At 37.0% G+C, this 21,289-nt stretch carries 19 protein-coding genes and 1 tRNA gene; 8 read left to right on the top strand and 12 right to left on the bottom strand.

What is annotated here, in order from left to right:
• Nucleotides 1-363: 363 nt before the first annotated feature.
• A tRNA-Met gene (locus KO521_RS08975) sits at nt 364-437 on the bottom strand.
• Nucleotides 438-574: 137 nt separating this feature from the next.
• On the opposite strand from KO521_RS08975, the gene KO521_RS08970 reads away from it, so the two are divergent.
• Together KO521_RS08970 and KO521_RS08965 are read left to right on the top strand one after the other, a co-directional pair.
• Entirely contained in the window at nt 575-958 is a 384-nt protein-coding gene (locus KO521_RS08970) for an START-like domain-containing protein (protein ID WP_215939551.1), read from the top strand.
• Between the two features lie 57 nt (nt 959-1,015).
• A complete protein-coding gene (locus KO521_RS08965) occupies nt 1,016-1,861 on the top strand; it encodes an aminotransferase class IV (protein WP_215939550.1) in 846 nt (281 codons plus the stop codon).
• 18 nt (nt 1,862-1,879) lie between these two features.
• Here KO521_RS08965 and KO521_RS08960 read toward each other — a convergent pair whose 3' ends face one another.
• The 5 genes from KO521_RS08960 to KO521_RS08940 all read right to left on the bottom strand — a co-directional run bounded on the left by KO521_RS08960 (nt 1,880) and on the right by KO521_RS08940 (nt 6,445).
• Nucleotides 1,880-2,440 carry a YqgE/AlgH family protein gene (locus KO521_RS08960; protein WP_215939549.1) on the bottom strand — a complete coding sequence of 187 codons (561 nt, stop codon included), beginning with the start codon at nt 2,438-2,440 and terminating at the stop codon, nt 1,880-1,882.
• 113 nt (nt 2,441-2,553) lie between these two features.
• Nucleotides 2,554-2,826 (bottom strand): HU family DNA-binding protein, encoded by a 273-nt coding sequence (locus tag KO521_RS08955; protein ID WP_194527026.1) that lies wholly within the window; start codon nt 2,824-2,826, stop codon nt 2,554-2,556.
• Nucleotides 2,827-3,000: 174 nt separating this feature from the next.
• Nucleotides 3,001-3,948 (bottom strand): methionyl-tRNA formyltransferase, encoded by a 948-nt coding sequence (gene fmt / locus KO521_RS08950; protein ID WP_215939548.1) that lies wholly within the window; start codon nt 3,946-3,948, stop codon nt 3,001-3,003.
• A 35-nt stretch (nt 3,949-3,983) separates the two neighbouring features.
• Entirely contained in the window at nt 3,984-5,882 is a 1,899-nt protein-coding gene (locus tag KO521_RS08945) for a RecQ family ATP-dependent DNA helicase (RefSeq protein WP_215939547.1), read from the bottom strand.
• A complete protein-coding gene (locus KO521_RS08940; RefSeq protein ID WP_215939546.1) occupies nt 5,882-6,445 on the bottom strand; it encodes an AAA family ATPase in 564 nt (187 codons plus the stop codon). Before KO521_RS08940 ends, KO521_RS08945 begins: the two co-directional genes overlap by 1 nt.
• An 87-nt stretch (nt 6,446-6,532) precedes the next feature.
• Here KO521_RS08940 and KO521_RS08935 point away from each other — a divergent pair, with 87 nt between their 5' ends.
• The 4 genes from KO521_RS08935 to KO521_RS08920 all read left to right on the top strand — a co-directional run bounded on the left by KO521_RS08935 (nt 6,533) and on the right by KO521_RS08920 (nt 9,220).
• Nucleotides 6,533-6,820 carry a DUF493 family protein gene (locus KO521_RS08935; protein ID WP_215939545.1) on the top strand — a complete coding sequence of 96 codons (288 nt, stop codon included), beginning with the start codon at nt 6,533-6,535 and terminating at the stop codon, nt 6,818-6,820.
• Between the two features lie 79 nt (nt 6,821-6,899).
• A complete protein-coding gene (locus KO521_RS08930) occupies nt 6,900-7,556 on the top strand; it encodes a DUF4290 domain-containing protein (RefSeq protein ID WP_215939544.1) in 657 nt (218 codons plus the stop codon).
• A 16-nt stretch (nt 7,557-7,572) separates the two neighbouring features.
• On the top strand, nt 7,573-8,880 hold the full coding sequence (gene murA, locus KO521_RS08925; protein WP_215939543.1) for a UDP-N-acetylglucosamine 1-carboxyvinyltransferase: 1,308 nt from the start codon (nt 7,573-7,575) through the stop codon (nt 8,878-8,880).
• A 19-nt stretch (nt 8,881-8,899) separates the two neighbouring features.
• Nucleotides 8,900-9,220 carry a GNAT family N-acetyltransferase gene (locus KO521_RS08920; protein WP_215939542.1) on the top strand — a complete coding sequence of 107 codons (321 nt, stop codon included), beginning with the start codon at nt 8,900-8,902 and terminating at the stop codon, nt 9,218-9,220.
• A 51-nt stretch (nt 9,221-9,271) separates the two neighbouring features.
• Here the strand turns inward: KO521_RS08920 and KO521_RS08915 are convergent, their stop codons facing one another.
• Complete coding sequence (locus KO521_RS08915) at nt 9,272-9,721, bottom strand: VOC family protein (protein WP_215939541.1); 450 nt, start codon at nt 9,719-9,721, stop codon at nt 9,272-9,274.
• Nucleotides 9,722-10,039: 318 nt separating this feature from the next.
• Between KO521_RS08915 and KO521_RS08910 the strand changes: the two genes are divergently transcribed.
• Nucleotides 10,040-11,089 (top strand): DUF6340 family protein, encoded by a 1,050-nt coding sequence (locus KO521_RS08910; RefSeq protein WP_215939540.1) that lies wholly within the window; start codon nt 10,040-10,042, stop codon nt 11,087-11,089.
• A gap of 15 nt (nt 11,090-11,104) precedes the next feature.
• Here KO521_RS08910 and KO521_RS08905 read toward each other — a convergent pair whose 3' ends face one another.
• Genes KO521_RS08905 through KO521_RS08895 form a run of 3 tightly spaced genes read right to left on the bottom strand, consistent with a single transcriptional unit; the run spans nt 11,105 to nt 13,620 of the window.
• The gene (locus KO521_RS08905) at nt 11,105-12,415 is read right to left on the bottom strand and encodes a cryptochrome/photolyase family protein (RefSeq protein WP_215939539.1); all 1,311 of its coding nucleotides are present in this window, start codon (nt 12,413-12,415) and stop codon (nt 11,105-11,107) included.
• 3 nt (nt 12,416-12,418) lie between these two features.
• The gene (locus tag KO521_RS08900) at nt 12,419-13,111 is read right to left on the bottom strand and encodes an SDR family NAD(P)-dependent oxidoreductase (RefSeq protein WP_215939538.1); all 693 of its coding nucleotides are present in this window, start codon (nt 13,109-13,111) and stop codon (nt 12,419-12,421) included.
• An 11-nt stretch (nt 13,112-13,122) separates the two neighbouring features.
• On the bottom strand, nt 13,123-13,620 hold the full coding sequence (locus KO521_RS08895) for an SRPBCC family protein (RefSeq protein ID WP_215939537.1): 498 nt from the start codon (nt 13,618-13,620) through the stop codon (nt 13,123-13,125).
• Between the two features lie 265 nt (nt 13,621-13,885).
• On the opposite strand from KO521_RS08895, the gene KO521_RS08890 reads away from it, so the two are divergent.
• Nucleotides 13,886-14,734, top strand: coding sequence for a DUF2911 domain-containing protein (locus tag KO521_RS08890; RefSeq protein ID WP_215939536.1), 849 nt, complete (start codon nt 13,886-13,888; stop codon nt 14,732-14,734).
• Between the two features lie 52 nt (nt 14,735-14,786).
• Here the strand turns inward: KO521_RS08890 and KO521_RS08885 are convergent, their stop codons facing one another.
• Nucleotides 14,787-17,918 carry a DUF5107 domain-containing protein gene (locus KO521_RS08885; protein ID WP_215939535.1) on the bottom strand — a complete coding sequence of 1,044 codons (3,132 nt, stop codon included), beginning with the start codon at nt 17,916-17,918 and terminating at the stop codon, nt 14,787-14,789.
• Nucleotides 17,918-21,217, bottom strand: coding sequence for a VCBS repeat-containing protein (locus tag KO521_RS08880; RefSeq protein WP_215939534.1), 3,300 nt, complete (start codon nt 21,215-21,217; stop codon nt 17,918-17,920). Before KO521_RS08880 ends, KO521_RS08885 begins: the two co-directional genes overlap by 1 nt.
• Nucleotides 21,218-21,289: the final 72 nt, after the last annotated feature.

The following is a 21,289-nucleotide window of genomic DNA, read 5'->3' as shown; positions in this document are numbered from 1 at the left end:
ATCTAAGCCGCCACCAGGCAGACTATAATCTTCATAGCGCTCCGTATAAACCAATAGAATACAATTACCTTGCATGGCAATACTTCTGGTAGCCAGCCTCGTGACAATAGATTTGCCTTCTAAACTAACTACATCCGGATGATAATGGGTCTTTAAATTTTGCATTTAGAAAATTTGGCCGTGAACCAATTTATTAAAAGTATTATTTAAGTCTATAAAGCAAATACTAACCTAAAAACAGAACGAATCCTGTACTAGGTACTTCCTATGTATTGTACACGCTCTAAGTAAACTAAAAATACAAGGCATAAAAAAACGGCTTGTGAGTACACAAACCGCTGTTTTTGATGGTTTTAAACCTTGTAGCGAGAGGGGGGCACGATCCCCCGACCTCCGGGTTATGAATCCGACGCTCTAACCAACTGAGCTACCTCGCCGCATAATTATTTTGATAACGGCTGCAAATGTAAAGTTTATTTCTTGTTCTTGGGCAATACTTTGCTAAAATTATTCTATCTCTTTTATTTTTTTATCATAAGGAAATCTATATATTGCCGCACGTAAACACTTAAGAATGGACGATAAAATAAAATTTGAACTAGAATTTGTAATACAATCTTCACCGCAGTTGCTATATACGTACTTGTCAACCCCTTCAGGACTTTCAGAATGGTTTGCCGATAATGTTAACTCTAGAGGTGAAATGTTCAGTTTTATATGGGACGGATCTGAGGAAGAGGCCAAGTTATTAAAACGTAAAAGCGATGAATTTGTAAAATTCGCTTGGGTTGAAAATGATGACAATTCATTTTTTGAAATGAAAATCATCGTTGATGAAATCACCAAGGACGTTTCCCTTTTTATAACAGACTTTGCAGAGGAAGACGAAGTAGATGAAGCTAAAATGCTATGGACGAATCAGGTAACGGATCTAAAGCAGGTTTTAGGTTCTAAATAACCGTATTCTTCTAATATCACCTTATATTTGGTCCCGATAATTATCGGGACTTTTTTTATGGTTAATTACAACGGAAATCTTCTAAAGGAAAACACACAATTCTTGGACCACCAGAACAGAGGGCTTCGCTATGGTGATGCGCTTTTTGAAACCATGAGAATGGTAAACGGAAAGTTGTTTTTCTGGGAGGACCACTATCTTAGGCTTATGGCATCTATGCGTATACTGCGTATGGAAATCCCTATGGAGTTCACTATGGAGTTCCTAGAATCTAAAATAAGCGAAACCGTGGAAGCAAATAATCTAATAGCTTCCCAAGCTAGGGTTAGATTTTCTGTGTTTCGGGAAAAGGGTGGTTTCTACTTACCTACCTCCAATGATATAAACTACTGTATAGAGGCCGTGCCGCTTAAAAACCCATTTTATATTCTTAGTGAGGAACCGTATGAAGTAGAGCTCTTTAAGGACTTCTACGTAAATGCAGATATGTTGTCTACACTTAAGACCAATAACAAGATCATAAATGTTGTTGGCAGTATTTTTGCCAAAGAAAACGATTATCAGAACTGTTTGCTATTGAACGGTTCAAAGCAAGTAGTGGAGGCCTTAAACGGAAATCTGTTCTTAGTGAAGGATGGCGTTATAAAAACACCCCCTATTAAAGAGGGTTGTCTAAACGGTATTATTCGAAAAAAGTTGATAGATATCCTTTCAAAACTAGAGGATTACAAGTTTGAGGAAGCCTCAATATCCCCTTTTGAACTTCAAAAGGCAGATGAATTGTTTATTACCAATAGTATTGCAGGTATACAGCCTATAACCAAATACAGGAAGAAAGAGTTTGTAAATACTACCGCCAAGGGTCTTTTGGGCAAATTAAATGCCGCAGCAAGACTTTCTTAAGAGTAGGTAGGGGCCTGGCTAGTTTAAACTAGGATTTTCAGGAGAGTTGGACCAAAGTAGATAATCGCCACCTAATTCTTCCATTTTTTCTTTCCAAAAGGCTTCGGAAGATTTATGAATCAAGGCACTTTCATAATCGTTCTCTACAACTACCCATGATTTGGACATCAATTCTTTATCCAATTGAAGCGAGGACCAACCGGAATATCCAAGAAAGAACCTAATGTCTTCTTCGGAAATCACTTTCTGGTTAATAAGGTCTATGGTGTTTTCAAAATCTCCGCCCCAATAGATACCGTCGGAAATCTCAATGCTATTGGAAATCAATTCCGGAACCTTATGGATAAAGTATAGGTTGTCTTGTTCTACGGGACCGCCATTATACACCTGAAAAGGGATTTCTATTTCATTTATAAGCTCGCCAATGGTATACTCCAAAGGCTTATTTAAAATAAAGCCCACAGAGCCTTCTTTGTTATGTTCTGCCAAGAGAACAACGGAGCGATTAAAAGATACGTCTCCGGTTAAGGTTGGTTCGGCAATTAAGAGTTTGCCTTTTTCTGGTTTTAGGTCTACCATAATTATTATGAGTAATCATAACTAAAATAAGACATTTCTTATAAATAGCAAATACGAATAAAAAAAAAGCGTCTACAATGTAGACGCTTTTCTATATTATAAATCAGTAAAGCTTAGTTTACTGAACTAGCTAAATCAGATCCTGCTTTGAACTTAACAACGTTCTTAGCTGCAATTTTGATAGTTTTACCTGTAGATGGGTTTCTTCCTTCTCTTGCGTTTCTTTTTGATACTGACCAAGATCCGAAACCAACTAAAGAAACTCTGTTACCTCCTTTAAGAGATCCTTCAACATTTCCTAAGAAAGATTCTAATGCTTTTTTTGCTGCCGCTTTTGTGATGCCGGCGTCTGCTGCCATTGCATCGATCAATTCTGTTTTGTTCATAATTCAATTAATTAATTGTTGTTAAACGTATTTTAATGTTAAACAAATTTATAGGGATTTATGTCCAACGCAAGTAAAATAGGGGGAAATCGCCGTTTTTGTTAATAACTATAGGTGTTTGTTGATAAAGTAGGGGTTTTTTTACGCTTCTCGCAGCCCAATGATAGTAGGGCTTTACACCATTTGAGCATTTTTTTGCAAGTTTAGGCCGTTCAGAACATCTTGAATCTTCATTTTTCTCTTGCCCGGCAACTGTATTTCCAACAGGTTTATATAGCCGCCATCTACCGCAACTTTTAGTTCTTTTTTACTTACTTCTATAGCTCCTACTTGTAATTGATGGTCAGTAATTTCTTTCGCACTTTCAAATACTTTCACAAAAACCTTTTCATCATCATTTACCATAGTGGTCCATGCGCCGGGATAAGGACTTAATCCTCTTATATGATTAAAGATATCATCCATAGGTTTGCTCCAATCTATTTGGCAGGTCTCCTTGTGTATTTTAAATGCCTCTTTCAATTCTTTTGAAATGGGTTGTGCAATTGTGGCCACTGGTCCTTTTTCTATTGCTTCTACGGTTTTAAGAACCAGGTCTGCGCCCATATCCATGAGCTTATCGTGCAGTGCTCCTGCAGACATGGTCTCATCTATAGTAGTACGGTCCTGTAATATGATTTCTCCGGTATCAATTTTATCATCTATAAAAAAGGTTGTGACGCCGGTCTCTTTTTCTCCGTTAATGATAGCCCAGTTAATAGGTGCGGCACCCCTATAATCGGGAAGGAGGGAGGCATGTAGATTAAACGTACCGTATTCTGGCATGGCCCATACCGCTTTTGGCAACATGCGAAACGCTACTACAATCTGAAGATTTGCGTTCAAGGACTTTAGCTCGTCTAAAAAATCCTCGTTCTTAAGATTGGTGGGTTGCAGAACTTTCAGCCCTTTTTCCAGAGCGTATTTCTTTACGTGCGATTGTTGCAGACTTCTGCCTCTGCCGGCAGGCCGGTCCGGAGCGGTAATGACACCCACCACATTATAATCGTTCTCAACTAATTTTGCTAAAATAGTGGTAGCGAACTCTGGGGTTCCCATAAAGACGATGCGTAAATCCTTCATTGTGTTCCTTTATTTTTTATACCTATATATAAGGTCTATTGTATTTGATATTGATTTTTTGTGTTTATTTCGATATCCCCATCTTCCAACATCAGCTGCAAAGCTCTTAAAATTAACTTCTCGCTATAATTCATTACCGCTATAAGTGCTCTTGAGGTTTTTGGGGATTCTAATAGCAAAGTTCTGATTTCTTGCGAAACTTCATTAAAAGTGGGTTTTGTAGTATTATCTTTCTTTATACAAACATCACATATGCCGCAATCTTCCGTGTCGGTTTCACCAAAATATTCAAGAATCTGCCGGCTTCTACACTTTTTATCGTTCTTGATATAGTCTATCATTTGAAAGACTTTATCGGTTTTGACCTTATTTTGTTCTTCTACTTCCTTGGCAAATACATTTATGGCAAGGTCATCTTCACGAGGCACAAGAAAGGTTATTTCCAGATCGCTCTGTTGTGCTTCATAGGTTATAATATTATCCTTTTTAAGCTGGTCCAATACTTTAAATACCTGTTTTTCCGAAGTATTGATTTTTTTTGAAATGAGCCCGGGATTGATTTTAGTCTCAAAATCAAAAATGCCGCCGTAGGTCCTTAAAATGGTTTGTATGATACTAGCGGCCCCCTTATGCGAGTCCAGGTAATCAAAAATAGCATCCTTTTCCGTGATAAATTGAACAATGGTTTTCTTTGAAAAGGATTCCGATAGGGAAATAACGGAGTTCCGATCTAGGATTTTCATGGCATTATATGCTAAAAAGGAATTCAGCTTATAGGTGTGAACAAATTCATTAAAGTTGAATTGTAGCGTTTCATTGCTTCCTTCCCCATATCCTATTTGAAAGTAGTTGTTGAGTTTGTTGTATAATTTCTTTAAAAATGCAGTATCCGGAAGTACACTTAAAAATTGGTTTTTAAGTTGCTCTTCGTCATTGGGATTCGTAATAAGAACGGCCTCTGCAGCAGAACCATCACGGCCGCCTCTTCCTGCTTCTTGATAGTAATTCTCCAAACAGTCCGGTATTTGGTAATGTACCACTAGGGAGACATCCGGTTTATCTACCCCCATACCAAAAGCATTGGTGGCCACCATAATCTGGACTTCGTTCGCTAGCCATTGGTCCAGTTTCTTTTCTTTCTCTTTTTTGGTAATTCCACCGTGAAAAAAAGTGGCACTGCATCCTTTAGAGTTTAAAAATTGAGCAAGCTCTACGGTAGCTCTTCGTGTGCCTACATAAACGATTCCACTTTTCTTGATTTTAGAACAAAGTTGGGCCAATCTATAGTGCTTGTCTTGTTCCCATAAAATTTTGAAGGCAATATTTTTTCTGGCAAAGGAATCCGTTACCGTCACCGGAGCCGTTAAGTGCAGGCTTTCTACAATATCATGGGCAACTCTATCTGTGGCAGTTGCCGTTAGTGCTACCATTGGTGTTTGTGGCAATAACTTGCGGAGTTCTGAACACTCCAAGTAAGCAGGTCTAAAATCATGTCCCCATTGAGAAATACAGTGCGCTTCATCTATAGCTACCAGATTTACGTTCATTTGCCGTATTTTATCTTGTACCAGCTCTTGTTGCAAACGTTCCGGTGATAGGTATACAAATTTGTATCCGCCGTATAAACAATTATCCAGCAGGTCCAGAAGCTCGTTAAAAGGAATTCCACCCGTTAAGGCAAGGGCTTTGATTCCTTTTCTTTTTAAACTTTCTACCTGATCTTGAATTAATGCAATTAGGGGAGAGACTACTATACATATGCCTTCCTGTGCCATAGCGGGCACCTGAAAACAAACGGACTTTCCACCACCAGTAGGCAGGAGGGCCAAAACATCTCTTTTGTCTAAAATGGCATGTATAATCTTTTCCTGGGAACCTTTAAAACTTGTAAAGCCCCAATATTGCCGTAAAATGGATATCGGGTCTTCTTGCATTAGTCTAGATTTAGCAGTTTTAAAATAAAATCGGTACGTTCTTCGATACTTCCTTTTGGTATAATCGTTATAGGGTAGCCCACTTGTTCATAGGTAGATTTAAGATGCTCATAAACCCGTTCTGCTTCTTCAAAAGATTCAAAGCGTTCATTGTCTACAACATGGATTTCTTTCCACGGCGGCATTAATAGAATCTGGTGGTACCTATACGTATAACAAGGCTTTTCGAACTCTTTGGTGTAGGTCTGCCCAAAACAGTTCATATAAGCGTGTACATCTGGTATTCCCCGATCAAAAAAAACAACTTCCCCAGCAGTTTCCTTAGAATCCTCATACTGCTTTATTCGCCCATTTAAAAGGCTTTGGTTAAATTTTTTAGGGTCTTTTACCGAAACAATAGGATTAACTAGAAAATCACCTGCGTTATCCTCGTTTTTCTCTAATGAAGTCATACTCCGTATAAGTTCATGTACACACGGAAAACCCAATTGCTCAAGGTTCTCAATAACTGATGTTTTGCCCGTACTCGGCCCCCCTGTAATAACTACTCTTTTAAGATCCAATAGATAATTGTTGTTCGTGCAAAAGTAATCATTCCGCAAGGATTTTAAAATTGAAAGGTATCCGCTATCTTTGTATAAAACCGTTATATGGACAAAGAAACACCAGAAGCGTTCTACAAGCGCTTACGAGAACAATTGGAAAACACCTCTTCCTGGCCTTCTAATTACCTGTACAAATTTATAGTTCAAACTAATGCAGGAAAAATTAGTGATATTCACAAGATTTTTGATAATACCGGAGCTGTAATCGATTTGAAAGAGTCTAAAAACGGAAAATATACCAGTATTTCAATTACGGTAAATATGAAAAGTGCAGATGCTGTTATAGAGAAATACCAAGAAGTGGGTAAGGTTGATGGGGTTATATCCCTATAAATAGTATTTGAACCATAATTTTCTTAATTTGCAGACGTTATAAGAACACTTCCTTATTTTTTAAGCAAAATTTTTCAATTTGAATTTAGTAGAAAACCTAGAATATAATACGGAGAGGTCAAAATTGATCATTCCCGAGTACGGGCGTCATTTTCAGAAAATGGTAGATCACGCCATCTCAATAGAGGACGATGAAGAGCGAAACAAAGTGGCCCAAGCAATTATTAGTGTTATGGGTAATATTCAGCCACATTTAAGAGATGTGCCTGATTTTCAGCATAAACTGTGGGATCAGTTGTTTATCATGTCCGATTTTAAATTGGATGTAAAATCGCCTTTTCCCATTACAAGCAAAGAGGTGTTAAGAAAGCGCCCGGAGCCTTTAGAATATCCACAGAATTTCCCAAAATACCGTTTCTACGGAAACAACATTAAAAGAATGATCGATGTTGCCGTTAAATGGGAAAAAGGAGATATGCGAGATGGCTTAGAGTATGCTATTGCCAACCACATGAAAAAATGTTACCTGAACTGGAACAAAGATACTGTTGATGATTCCGCTATTTTCAAACACCTACTTGAACTTAGTGACGGTCAAATAGATTTAAAAGGAGAAAGCCTTACCGATAGCGGTCAATTTTTGAAAAACCGGGTAGCTAAAACTCCAAGGAATAATAATTCAGGAAAGAAAAATAACCAACGTAACAATAACAATCGCGGTAAAAAGCGATACTAATACTCCTCAATCTTACATGGGTACCTTTAAAATTGAAGGCGGTCACCAACTTTCTGGTGAAATAACGCCACAAGGGGCAAAAAATGAAGCCCTACAGATTCTCTGTGCCGTACTACTAACGAATGAAACGGTTACCATAAAAAACATTCCAAACATCGTAGATGTCAATAAGCTGATTGCCTTGCTTGAAGATTTGGGCGTAAAAATCCAAAAGAAAGCAAAAGGATCATATAGCTTTAAGGCAGACGATATTAATCTGGATTATCTCCAATCCGACCAATTTAAAGAAGATGGTCGTGGTCTTAGAGGGTCTATCATGTTGGTAGGTCCGCTTTTGGCGCGGTTTGGTAAAGGTTATATTCCTAAACCGGGCGGTGATAAAATTGGCCGTAGACGGTTGGACACCCATTTTGAAGGATTCATAAAACTTGGTGCGAAGTTCAGATACAATAGAGAAGAGTACTTCTATGGTGTTGAAGCCAAAAAACTAAAAGGTACTTACATGTTGCTGGATGAAGCATCCGTAACAGGTACTGCCAATATTCTTATGGCGGCTGTTTTGGCCGAAGGTAAAACTACCATTTACAATGCTGCTTGTGAGCCTTACTTACAACAGTTATGTAAGATGTTGAACCGCATGGGAGCTAAGATTTCCGGTGTTGGTTCTAACCTACTGGAAATTGAAGGGGTGGAGTCCTTGGGAGGAACAGAGCACACTATGCTTCCGGATATGATTGAAATAGGTAGTTGGATAGGACTGGCCGCTATGACCAAAAGTGAACTTACCATTAAAAATGTAAGTTGGAACGATTTGGGTCAGATACCAACGGTATTTAGAAAGTTGGGAATTACCGTAGAAAGAAAGGGAGATGATATATTCATTCCTAAGCATACGAACGGATATGAGATACAGAACTTTATAGATGGTTCTATTCTAACTATTGCAGATGCACCATGGCCTGGCCTTACACCAGATCTGTTAAGCATCATCCTAGTTGTGGCAACACAGGCAAAAGGAGAAGTACTTATTCATCAAAAGATGTTTGAAAGCCGTTTGTTCTTTGTAGATAAACTAATTGACATGGGCGCAAAGATTATTCTTTGTGATCCGCACCGTGCCACGGTAATCGGTCATGATTTCAAATCTACTTTAAAAGCAACGACAATGGTGTCTCCGGATATTAGAGCAGGAGTTTCTTTGTTAATAGCAGCGTTATCTGCAAAAGGCACTTCTACTATTCATAATATAGAACAGATAGACCGCGGGTATGAAGATATTGACACACGTTTGCGTGCTATCGGAGCCAAGATTACCAGAGTTTAAGTTTTATGAACGCTAATCAATGTCAGAAAGAGATTATTCCCATATACCACTAGTAAACAAGGAAGGGGATAAAGGTAGGTTTGAAATTGAGATCGATGGCCAAACAGCTTTCATGGAATATATGATTTCCAAAAAGAATATCATCTATTTAACTCATACCGAAGTACCTAGTTCGTTAGGAGGTCAAGGAGTAGGAAGTGCTTTGGTTTCAAAAGTATTTGATTTTATACAGCAAAGTGGTATGAAAATGGCACCTTTATGCCCGTTTGTAGCCGCCTATATAAAACGTCATCCGGAGGCAGGTGAAGCTATATTGGCTCCAGGATATTCAGTTGATTAATCTTCATTATTTTATAATAAAAAAGAGGCCTTTGAGCCTCTTTTTTGTGTTTTAATGTTTTGCGGTATTTATTTCTATCCAATACTTGTCTGGATCTTGGAAGTAAATTTGTCGTACGCCATCCGTACGTAACGTTACGGCCCCTTCTTTACCCGGCCAATCCCAATACGGAATATTGTTCTTTTCAAGATGTGCTATCATTCCATCTAAATCTTGTGTGGAGAGACATAAGTGCATAGACTTGTTTTTTACAAAAGGGGCGAATTCCTTTTCAATAAGGTGAATTTGAGAATTACCGCTTACAATGAACCAACGAAAACCTGGTTTCTTATCCGGATGTGGCGTTTCTTCCAGTTTTAGAATGTTGGCATAAAAATCTGCACTAATATCCGAGTCTTCTACGACCAATGCAAAATGATCTATTTTAAAATCAAAATTTTGCGCTCGTGCGTAAAAGGTAGTGCTGGTAACAAAAAGTAAAGTAAGAAATAGTTTTTTCATTTGGTCTGTGCTGATAAATTAATTTTAAATCCATGGCTAATAAAATAGGCCTTGAAATTCCGTTTGGTAAGATACAAAAGCAATTTTAGGAATTAGAAAGTAATTGGCACACTTCTTTTTTCTCCTTTACTAGGGAACTACAGGGTAGCGGGGCCAATGTAATCATTATTCTGATATAAAGTGAATAACTAGGTAGTTGGTCGAGTTTATTGGCTATAGCGGTGCAAAACGCAATAATACGGGGCAGTTTTAGTTAATAACGAACCTACTTAACTTTTTTGAAAAATTCAAAAGATATAACTATTTAACTTTTGTCCCATGAAAAATCTTAACCGACTACTTTCCGCAGGTGTTATTTTGCTTCTTTTATCTAGTTGTGTGTCAACAAATAAGCTAACAATGGGTGCTATAGAACCTGCACGTATTAGTTTGCCATCCAATGCGGTACGAATTGGTTTGATTAACAGAAGTATTCCATCGGAAGAAAATAAGGTAGTAGATAAAATCGACAAGATTCTTTCTTTAGAAGGTCTTCATCTTGATAGGGAAGGAGCGGAATCTGCAGTAACTGGACTGTTTGATGAATTAACGCGAAATGATCGTTTTGAGGAGATAAAAATAATTAGCGACACTGATATACAGAGAAAGGGCCTTGGTATCTTTCCGGCAGCCTTAAATTGGCAAGCCGTTCAAGAAATCTGTGATGCGAATAATGTTGATGTACTGTTCTCGTTGGAGTTTTATGATACAGATACCAATGTAAATTATGAAGCTACCATGGTGAGTGTGCCCAATGATTTTGGTATTAAAGCAAATTTACCCGGACATAAAGTAACACTTAACACGGCATTAAAAAACGGATGGAGAGTTTATGACCCTCAGAGTAAGTTGATATTGGATGAATATATCACCAATGACCATATTACTTCTATTGGCTCCGGAATTAACCCTATGAAGGCAGTTGAAGCGGTAATAGGAAGGAAAGAAGCAGTTCTACAACGTAGTAGCAATATTGGCAATTCTTATGGCTACGATGTTCGACCGGTAAGAAAAAGGATTTCTAGGGATTACTTCGTGAGAGGTACCGATAATTTTGTGGTTGCCAAAAGACGTGCACAAACAGGAGACTGGGACGGAGCAGCTGCTTTATGGGAAAAAGAAGTAAATAATCCAGATATGAAGGTTGCGGGTAGAGCATGTTATAATATGGCTATCATTAACGAAATTAATGGAGACCTAGATAAAGCCATGGAATGGGCATCTAAATCGTATACCGATTACAATAATGGAGATGCTCTGCGATATGTAAATGTGCTAAAGTACCGAATGGCCGAAAAGCGTCAACTGGAAAGACAACTGTCTCGCTAAATTAGATTTGGAATTTTAGTTGAGTGCCTCTTTGTAGGTACTTAGGCAGCGCTCACGCGCCTCCTTATGGTCCACCATTTTGGGAGCATATGTATCCTTATTGTATTCGGGAACCCATTTTGAAATATACTTGTGCTCCTTATCGAATTTATCAACTTGGGTCATAGGGTTAAAAATACGAAAGTAAGGAGCCGCATCTACACCGCTTCCTGCAGCCCACTGCCAATTCCCAACGTTGCTGCTCATTTCATAATCCAATAGCTTTTCCGCAAAGTAGGTTTCACCCCAACGCCAATCAATAAGTAAGTGTTTACAAAGAAAACTTGCTACTAGCATGCGTACACGGTTGTGCATATAGCCAGTTTCATTCAATTCTCGCATTCCCGCATCTACTAGCTTATAACCAGTTTCGCCGTTTTTCCATTTTTCAAATTCTTCCTCATTATTCCGCCAACTGATACGGTCATATTTTTTCTTAAAAGCTTCGTTAACAGTTCTGGGAAAATGCCATAAAATCTGCATGAAAAATTCACGCCAGATAAGTTCGCTCCAGAAAACCTCATTTTTTTCGGCAATGGCTTTTTTCATCATTTTACGAACGGAAACAGTGCCAAACCTTAAATGCGGACCTAAATGGGAAGTGCCGTTTTCAATGCCGGGATAATTTCTGGTGTCCTCATAATTATCAATAAGGGTCGGAGTAACCGTATAATCGGGAATTTTTATGGAGGAAGTTTTGAAACCCATGTCCGATAGCGAGAGATTAGGCAACCTAGAATTTTTAACAAGGTTGTCCATATGCTGGCTTGTATAGTGTATGGTTAAATGTTTCTCTGGTTTAAAATGTTCTTTCCATTTGTTTTTATAAGGAGTGTAAACGATATATGGGTCCCCATCTCCTTTTAGAATATCATCCTTCTCAAAAATTACTTGATCTTTGTATGTCTGGAACGAAATATCGTTTTCTTTTAATAGCTTATGAATTTCTTTATCACGTTCCTTGGCATAAGGCTCATAATCATGATTGGTATAAACAGAATCTATGTTGTATTTTTCAATAAGCGATTTAAAAATTGAAGTGGTCTTACCGTGATGTAAGGCAATGGAGCTACTATTTTCATTTTGAAGCGTATCTCGCATTTTTTGTAGCGTTTCAAAAATGAACGTTACCCTTGCATCGTCCTTTGGTAATTTTTCAAGAATTTCAGTATCGAAAATAAATATTGGCATTACAGGATAATCTCCTTTTAAAGCCTCAAGAAATCCTATATTATCATCTAATCGTAAGTCTCTTCTAAACCAAAATATCGAAATTTTATCTGACATAAACTAACTTAAATTTAAAGTGGACATTCCGCCGTCAACACCTATGATTTGACCTGTGATCCAAGAACTTTTTTCACCGAGTAAAAATACGGCAGTATTGGCAATATCTTCAACTTCACCCACACGTTTGAGGGGATGTCTCTGAGACATCATTTCTATTTTCTTGTCATTGCTCAACAACCGTTTGGCCAATGGCGTATTTACCAACGAGGGAGCAATGACATTTACCCTTATGTTAGGTGCGTATTCCGCTGCCAGTGATTTCGAAAAACCTTCAACAGCACCTTTTGCAGCCGCTACACTAGTATGGAAAGGCATACCGGAACCAACTGCTACCGTACTAAAAAGTACCATGGCACTGCCTTTGGTCATTATAGGTATAATTTCTTTTATAACCTTAACCATACTGAAAAAATTCAACTGCATATCCGCTTCAAAAGTATCTATTGACATCATTTTAAACGGTTTTAGATTTATAGATCCGGGGCAGTACGCAAAACCATGAAGTTCATCTGGTAAATCAGATACATCAAGGGTATCAGTATTTGCGTCAAAAGGAATGTGGGTTATACTGGTTCCGTCTAATCCCTCGGACGTTCTTGAGGCTACATACACCTCATATTCTTCCACAAGTTGTTTTGTTATTTCAAGTCCTATTCCATAAGACCCGCCAATTAAAAGTATATTTTTCTTCATGTTGATATTTTCTAGAATGAATTAAAATGAAGTTCTTTCTTACTGTTCTCCAATACCCCAAAGCGTTCTATCAGTTTTTGTTCCCTAAAGGAAAAAATTTGCTTCAACTGTTTTTTTACTAGTAATGGATGCGCCAGTTGACCCAAAATACCAAATGGAATTTTGTAATCGATTATATCTTCCATCTCAACCCCGCCATTTACCGGTTTTATAAAATGTTTATGGTGCCATAGCGCGTAGGGTCCAAAACGTTGCTCATCCACAAAATACTCGCCCTCCTTTACATGCGTTATTTCAGTTACCCATTTGGTAGTGTAGCCAGGAAATGGAGAAACGGTATACTGTATAATCTGACCTGGGAACATTGCACGGTCATCACCTGAAAGAATTTTAAAACCCATATGCTTTGGGGTGATTTCCTTTAAGTTATTCGGGTCGGATAAAAAGCGCCAAGCCACCTCTGTGCTAATAGGAAAGGATTGTTTAGAATGTAGTTGATATAATTTCATATTACAAATGTAAAAACATTTTGTTTAAGTTATTGTCTTTATTAATAAACAAAATAATCTTAATGCTAATTTTAAGGTTTTAAATTTAAAATGAAAATTTATGCTTTATTCGATTTTGTAACGTCCGTCATTACCACTTCTTAAATAGCTAAATACAAAAATGAATTCAATCTTGTTTCTCTCAACAAAAGTCTTATTTAAGATTTCATTAACAAATAAGGAAAGGTTTATATTTAGTTTTGTGAAAACTAATAAATCAATTACAATGAAAAAATTATTACTTCTAGCGACTGCCGTATTTGCTACTGTATCTATACAGGCTCAAATTAGCACACCAGCCCCCAGTCCATCTTCTAAGTTACAACAGACCGTAGGACTAACAGATGTGACCGTAGACTATTCACGACCTTCTATGCGAGGTAGAACAATTTTTGGAGAGCTAGTCCCATTTGGTAAATTATGGAGAACGGGAGCTAATGCTTACACAAAAATATCGTTTAGCGATGACGTTAAAATTGCAGGTCAAGATGTAAAGGCCGGTACGTATTCTATTTTCACTAAACCAGGAGCTACTTCTTGGGAAATTTTCTTTTATACTGATGTTGACGGAGGAGGAACACCTAAAGAATGGGACGATAGTAAGGTTGTAGCCAAAGCTACTTCTGAGGTTTATGCTTTACCGGTTAATATCGAAGCTTTTACTATCACTATTGATGATATGACCAGTGGAGGAGCAAATTTAGGTATGATGTGGGAAAAAAGTTATGTAGCCGTTCCTTTTGAAGTGCCTACAGATGCAAACGTCATGGCCGATATTGATAAGGTAATGGCAGATAGTCCAAAAGCTGATGACTATTATGCAGCTGCAGTATATTTTTCTAGTGAAGACAAAGATATTGCGAAAGCATCTGAGTGGATGGATAAAGCGATGTCTATGACTGAAGAGCCTGCTTTCTGGCAATTGCGTCAGCAATCGCTTATCCAAGCAAAATCTGGAGATAAAAAAGCAGCGATTAAAACGGCTAAAAAATCTTTAGAAAAAGCAAAAGAAGCCGGTAACGATGATTACATTAAAATGAATTCGGAGTCTATAGCAGAGTGGAGTGCTAAATAAGCAGCTCTCGTTTTATAAAAAAGCCCTGATTGTCAAATCAGGGCTTTTTTATTTATAAATCTTTTAGTGATTTTAGGAATTTTAATTCTTCCTCAGGTAACTTGACTTTTTCGTTGAGTTCCGCAGTAACTTTTACATCTTCATTAAAAATAGCCAATGCCATTTGAGTCTTTATATGGTTTGATGTTGCGTTTAATTGTTCCTCAATCGGCTTTGTATCTTCTCCAATCTTTTTAGCTGCTAATAAACCAAGTATGTGGTTTGTACTATTGTTACCAGAGTGCTCTTTGGTATAGTATATAATAGATTCAAATGCGTCCTTACTCTCTTTTTGCTTACCAGTTTTGTCTAGGGCTATGGCGATTAGATAATCGCTTATTCTTTCATCAGGAGTGTATGGTTTTCCGACACCAATATTTTCTGGCCATTGTTTTGCTTTGTCCAGGACAGAAAGTGCTTTTGAGTAATTCTTTTTCTCAATCTCTTGCATAGCTGTTCTTACGTAGGCTTTTTCATATATTTTTCTACTCTCGCTGGCATGTTCAAAAGGAAGAACCTCTATGTTTTCAAGAACATTTGAAACCTGTTCATAACGTTCTAGGTTTAAGAGAGACTTGGCATGTGCTAAACCTATATTATAATTTCCGGGATATTTTTTTAATGCTTTTTTTGAAAGGGAGTAGGCCTTTTTATCATCGCCAAGCTCTTGATTTACAAGTATGTTTTCTTCCCATATTTTCCAATCATTTGGTTTTAGGTCTAGTGCTTTTTGTAAATCTTCAGCAGCAAAATTAGATGAGAAATTATTTGGATTGGCCAAATTCAATTTCGCTCTAAATCGATAAAAAATATCTGAATCTGGTTCATTTTTTAACTCTTTCAGAATAGTAATCCCCTTATCTTTTAAACCAACTGCTAAATAGTTTTGCGCTAAATAATATTTCAATTTCCAGTTTGTGTTTTGTGCTATTGCCCACTCTAAGACAGGAATAGTTTCTCTACGATATGGAAAAACAAAATCAATTTTGGCCGAAAGTAGGTTACTCAAGATTTTCTTACTTTCATCGGGTTTTGAGTCTCTTAGTAGATAGGCCATCCATAGTTGATTTTTAGGGCTTTCGGTATTTGCGGACAACGCAAGTAATGCTTCTGCATCAAAACCAAGCTCCTTAAATCGTAATGCTACGGACAAGTAGGTCTCTTCTATAAACTCATTCTCAATGGTAAGGTTGGCTTTTAAATCAGTAGTATTGTCGTTTGATAATTCGTTTTCAACGGTAACTAAATAGTTTAAAGGGTCAATAGCCTGAATATGTTTTTTTTCGGCATTAAAAGCATCTTTATTACTGTGTGCTCTGTTCAATAAGAGTAAAACTTCTCTGGCATTAAGATTGTAAGTATTAAAATCTAAAGATTTGTTGGCATAAGTCTTCGCTCTGTTATAATTTTTATCGGCTAGATAGATTTCAGACATTTGCGCATAAGCCACTGACCTGTATTTAATATCACGAGCCGCCCAACCGAAAGACTCCAAAGCATTTATAGTATCATGCTTAGCGCGATACGCGATACCTGCCATATAGTTTGCGCTTGAATTATAAGTGTCCATCTTAAGAACTGTATTTGCATGCTCTAATGCGAGTTCATAATTACTTCTTCTGTATTCTAATTCGGCCAACCTCACTAATGCCTTTATATTAGAGGGGTCGATGCTTATTAGTTTGGAGAGATGTTCATTGGCCTTTTCAAACTCCCGAAACTCTAAAGCCTCAATTCCAGCAAAAAGTAGTTTTTCACTTTCAGAGATATTCAAGTTTTCATCGGCATTAAAAGGTCTTTTTAAATCATTTATTTTCGGATTGCTACTATAGGATAATTCGGTATCATTTATAGAAACTTCTATTTCTTGGTCAGGGGCAATAGAAATGGTTTTTGTAAACACCTCCATTGGTTTTAGATTTAGTTTCTCGGTAATAGTTTCTTGTCCAGCTAGAATATGAATTTCAGATTCTAAATCTTGTAGTGCGTTTACACTAATTACGGTTTTTCCATTAACGGTTTCAACATTTAACACTGCTTTTGGCGAGGCATCTACCATACCACCAATTTGCTTAAATGGAAACCAGATTTCACTCCATTTATCCATTACATAAGGGTCAAAGCCTACTTGGCTTATTGGGTTATTAGCTCCTGATGGTTCATACTGATCAAAAAGCCTTCCGGCTTGAAATTCAATATATTGCCCATCCGTATCCGTAAGTAAATCTTCCCAAATACCTCCAGAGCGGGATAAGGCCCAAAGCCATAATTTTTGTCCTGGCATTTCTTCATAAAGAGACCATTGTCCAAAACCGAACTCCTTATCATGATAATAACCTCCAAAGAAATCATTAAACTCACCAACAATGTGATATGATTTTGCAGGGCCAAAATTATTGTTTTTATACATGCTTAGGTCACGACCTTCTTGGTCAACAGGCCAAGAATGCGCATTTCCATTATGTTCTACATACGCATTACCCGGAATAAAAAATTCTAAGTCGTTGGTTGCCACGGCAGCACCAGTCATCCAATTATAATAGGATTCCGTTAGGGGAGAGGCATTGTACCAAGAAGCATTCGTTTCAAAATAAGCCTTGTCCTTTTCCAAGCGAATTTCAACAGTCCATTTTGTGTTTGATGGTAGGTCTACATTACTAACAAAACAACTGACACTACCGTCTGTATTAGTGCGGGTAATATAATCTACAGGTGTTGCCGTAGACGGATGATGACCAATTATACCAAAATTAAATTCTATGCCACCAGAGGTCCAAGGGCCTCTCATAGCTATATTCCTGAATTTTATTACCTCATTTTTATAAAGGAATTCTTCACCTGTGCTTTTTTCAATAGCTCCCCAAATCTTTCCGCCAATTTCTGGGAGAACCATTACTTTAATATAATCGTTTTCTAAGGTTACTACTTTCCATTCTTTTTTTTCTGGATTATGTTGGTATCCTTCAAACTTAAAATAAGGATGAATTTTAGTGTTGTCTACCAATAGAGGAACGGGGTTAGGTTCACCAAAATCATAGGTGTTTATAGAAACCAGTTCTTCCTTAATTGATATAGATTGTGATTGCACATTAAAAGATAGGCCAACAGCTAATAGCAACAGGGCCAATTGCAGATGTTTTGACATTAGAAATTAGTTTTATATGTTGAAGGAACTTGATTGTTGCGAGAGAAAATTAATAAGGTCTCTTTGTTTGCTAATGGAATAGATTTAATATCTCTGATTTCTCCGTTTAGGTTTAAATCGCTTTCTTTTTGATTTACAACTTTAAAGGTTCCTCGCCCATTACCCATGAGAAGAGTTCCCTTATTGGCATCATACCTGCCATACTTTACTCGTGTTCCAAAAAAGTTACCGGCTAAAATTATATCTAAATTACCATCATTATTAAGGTCTTCTATAAGAATACCATATATAGGAGCAAATTGAGCAGGGGCGGGGAGAGGTGAGATTTTGAAGTAATTATTACCTAAATTTTCTATATAACTTGTAGCAAAAGTAGTTGCTTCTAAAACCTCTACATTGGTCAAATCTTCTTTTGAGAAAATATCAGTGATTTTTTGGTCGGCATAATCTGCGTAGTTTAAGTATTTTCCTTTTAGAAAACTTAACTGCCCAATTAAATCATCCTTAGAAAAAACGGGATAACTTTCACCCATTATATAAGAGGTTAGAATAGGGTCTATAGAACCATTATTATCAAAATCTTTGACGTATAATGCTACGGGTTCTTTTTCGGAAGCTTTGAGTTGGGAGTTCAAACCAAAATTCCCTACGATATAATCTACATCACCATCATTATCAAAATCGCCTTGTTCAATACTGTTCCACCAACCTTTTGCATTACTGAGTGTAGAATTATTGATTTCAATAAGTTTCCCGTTTGTATTCTCAAAAGCTCTAATGGCCATAAATTCCCCAATTACCATTAAATCGTTAATACCATCGCCAGAAAAATCACTCCATATAGCATCTGAAACCATGCCTATATGCTCTATATCCGAATTCACAGTTTTAGTAATATCTTTGAAATTACCTTTGCCGTCATTTTGCAGCAAGTAACTTCTTGGGCTACTTGGATATTTACCAGGAACCAATCTACCACCTACAAAAAGGTCTAGGTCTCCATCATTATCAAAATCACTGGCTTTAACACAGGAGCCACTTGTAAGCATAGAAGGCAGCGATGTAGTTGACTTTTTGAATGTACCATTGCCATGGTTTAGATAGAGTCTATCCTGTAATTCTTTGGAGTCTTCGTTGAATGCATTTCCGCCGCTTACGACGTATAAATCTAAGTCGTTGTCATTGTCTGCATCAAAGAATAATGAGTTGGTATCTTCAGAAGCTATATCACTTTCAAAATATGGTTCTCCAATGTTGAAATCTCTCTTTTTATTTTGTAGAAATAGTTGACCAGTTTGTCCTTTGGCTCCTCCAATAAACAAATCTTCTAAATCATCTCCATTGATATCTCCTTTTGATATTTTAGGACCTTGATTAGAAAGTTTGTGAGGTAGTAATTGTTGGCTTTTAAAATCGATGTAGTTGTTTTCTTTATGCTGAAAAGGAATCAAACTATCATTGCTAATGTCAACTAAAACACCAATAGAATCTGTTTTAACAACCTTGTTGGGTGATTGAGCGTCAGATTGCTTTAGATTCAAAGTCTGATTGCTTGGTACATTTAGTAAAGTCTGTTCTGTAAAATCCGGCCATACAATGGTAAGTTTATCTATAGTGTCATTTTCGCCTAAACCGAATACAAGCGTTTGATCAACGGAAGATTGATAACCCCTTGTGGAAATTGCTTCCTGAGCTAAAATTTGACCTTTACTTTCAATAATTATTTTTGAACCAAAACCAAAGGTATTTTTACCACTACCGGTTAACTTTATTCTGAGGAAATTGTTTTCGTTGAATTTCTCACTATTGTTTCTATATACAAAAGCTTCTTCTTCAATATTATTGACTATTAAATCTAAATCCCCATCATTATCCAGATCAGCATAAGCTGCACCGTTTGAAAGAGATTTTGTGTCCAAGCCCCATTCAGAGTTGACTTTTGAAAAAGTTAAATCCCCATTGTTTTTATAAGTGTAATTTTCTTCTATTGTAGCCGGGATATTTTGTAAAAGCTCCATAATGGCCGTCTGCTTTCCGGTCTTGTTTTCCTTTAATTTTGCTTGGACTGCATAATTTATAAAGTCCATATTGGTATAGTCTCTCTTATACCCATTGGTTATGAATACATCTTTAAAACCATCATTATCCAAATCGGCAAACAAGGTAGCCCAACTCCAATCTGTATTTGATATTCCGGAAAACTGTCCTATTTCTGAAAACGATTCCCCTTGATTGTTAAGCTGAAGCATATTACGCATGGTCTGATTGTAAAAACCAGAATTAACTAAGAGTTGGTATTTGTCATAATTATCAGGACCCGAAACCATTTTTTGACGGTAATTGCCTTCTGGTAACATGTCCAACGTCATAATGTCCATGAAGCCATCATTGTTAATATCGGCTATGTCGGAGCCCATTGAAAATAACGAAGTATGTCCTATATATTTCTCAAGACTTTCTGAAAATGTACCATTTTGATTATTGATGTAAAGGTAATCTTGTTCATTGTAATCATTGGAAATATAGATATCCTGCCAGCCGTCATTATTAATATCGGAAACCGCCAAACCTAGCCCAAAGCCCAGAACATTGGATACCAGGCCAGATTCAGAACTAACATCCTTAAATTTTCCATTGTCATTTCGGTACAGCTTATCTGAGTAGGCGGGGTTATTTTTTTTCTTTAACGAGCCAGTAATCTGACCAAAACCTGCATATTCTTGGGTAGAGTGGTTTATTATATAGAGGTCTAAATCTCCGTCTTTATCATAATCAAAAAATGAAGCTTGAGTGGAGTAGCCAGAATTATCCACGCCGTATTTTGATGCACTTTCCGTAAATGTCAAGTCACCATTATTTATAAAAAGTTGATTTTTTCTCTTATTGGAATCCGGAGCTGCAGATCGGCAAACGTAGATATCCAAAAACCCATCTCCGTTTACATCTGCCATGGTAGTTCCCGTATTCCATAAGCCTTCTGCAAAAACACCGGCTTCTTCAGCTATTTCTTTAAATTCAAAATTTCCTTGATTAATATAAAGCCTACTGCCAACCATGTTTCCGGTAAAGTAAATATCTGTAAGACCATCATTATTAACATCACCTACGGATACACCTCCGCCATTATATAAGTAGCCATATTCAAGGACGTTGAATTGTTCGGTTTCTTTTAGAATATTTTTAAATTTTATACCGGTATTTGAAGATTCTAATTTTGTAAATAGTTTTTTATCATTACTATCGTTGCACGAGAGGAATATCAAAGAAATTATAAGTATATAAAATAATCTGAAACGCATAGGTTTTCTTATTTGAAGAGGACTTCTAAGATAGCATGAAATAGATAGTAAAAAAAAAGCACCAATGGTTAA

The sequence above is a fragment of the Zobellia uliginosa genome (assembly GCF_018860745.1).
Taxonomy (GTDB): Bacteria; Bacteroidota; Bacteroidia; order Flavobacteriales; family Flavobacteriaceae; genus Zobellia; species Zobellia uliginosa_B.
Note: the sequence above shows the minus strand (reverse complement) of the source record. Positions and strands in the feature narration are given on the sequence as shown.

Bases quoted from the DNA above. Each gene is read 5' to 3' on its own strand.
- KO521_RS08970 (WP_215939551.1), top strand. From the start codon at position 575: ATGGACGATAAAATAAAATTTGAACTAGAATTTGTAATACAATCTTCA.
- KO521_RS08965 (WP_215939550.1), top strand. From the start codon at position 1,016: ATGGTTAATTACAACGGAAATCTTCTAAAGGAAAACACACAATTCTTG.
- KO521_RS08960 (WP_215939549.1), bottom strand. From the start codon at position 2,440: ATGGTAGACCTAAAACCAGAAAAAGGCAAACTCTTAATTGCCGAACCA.
- KO521_RS08955 (WP_194527026.1), bottom strand. From the start codon at position 2,826: ATGAACAAAACAGAATTGATCGATGCAATGGCAGCAGACGCCGGCATC.
- fmt (WP_215939548.1), bottom strand. From the start codon at position 3,948: ATGAAGGATTTACGCATCGTCTTTATGGGAACCCCAGAGTTCGCTACC.
- KO521_RS08945 (WP_215939547.1), bottom strand. From the start codon at position 5,882: ATGCAAGAAGACCCGATATCCATTTTACGGCAATATTGGGGCTTTACA.
- KO521_RS08935 (WP_215939545.1), top strand. From the start codon at position 6,533: ATGGACAAAGAAACACCAGAAGCGTTCTACAAGCGCTTACGAGAACAA.
- murA (WP_215939543.1), top strand. From the start codon at position 7,573: ATGGGTACCTTTAAAATTGAAGGCGGTCACCAACTTTCTGGTGAAATA.
- KO521_RS08920 (WP_215939542.1), top strand. From the start codon at position 8,900: ATGTCAGAAAGAGATTATTCCCATATACCACTAGTAAACAAGGAAGGG.
- KO521_RS08915 (WP_215939541.1), bottom strand. From the start codon at position 9,721: ATGAAAAAACTATTTCTTACTTTACTTTTTGTTACCAGCACTACCTTT.
- KO521_RS08910 (WP_215939540.1), top strand. From the start codon at position 10,040: ATGAAAAATCTTAACCGACTACTTTCCGCAGGTGTTATTTTGCTTCTT.
- KO521_RS08905 (WP_215939539.1), bottom strand. From the start codon at position 12,415: ATGTCAGATAAAATTTCGATATTTTGGTTTAGAAGAGACTTACGATTA.
- KO521_RS08900 (WP_215939538.1), bottom strand. From the start codon at position 13,111: ATGAAGAAAAATATACTTTTAATTGGCGGGTCTTATGGAATAGGACTT.
- KO521_RS08895 (WP_215939537.1), bottom strand. From the start codon at position 13,620: ATGAAATTATATCAACTACATTCTAAACAATCCTTTCCTATTAGCACA.
- KO521_RS08890 (WP_215939536.1), top strand. From the start codon at position 13,886: ATGAAAAAATTATTACTTCTAGCGACTGCCGTATTTGCTACTGTATCT.
- KO521_RS08885 (WP_215939535.1), bottom strand. From the start codon at position 17,918: ATGTCAAAACATCTGCAATTGGCCCTGTTGCTATTAGCTGTTGGCCTA.
- KO521_RS08880 (WP_215939534.1), bottom strand. From the start codon at position 21,217: ATGCGTTTCAGATTATTTTATATACTTATAATTTCTTTGATATTCCTC.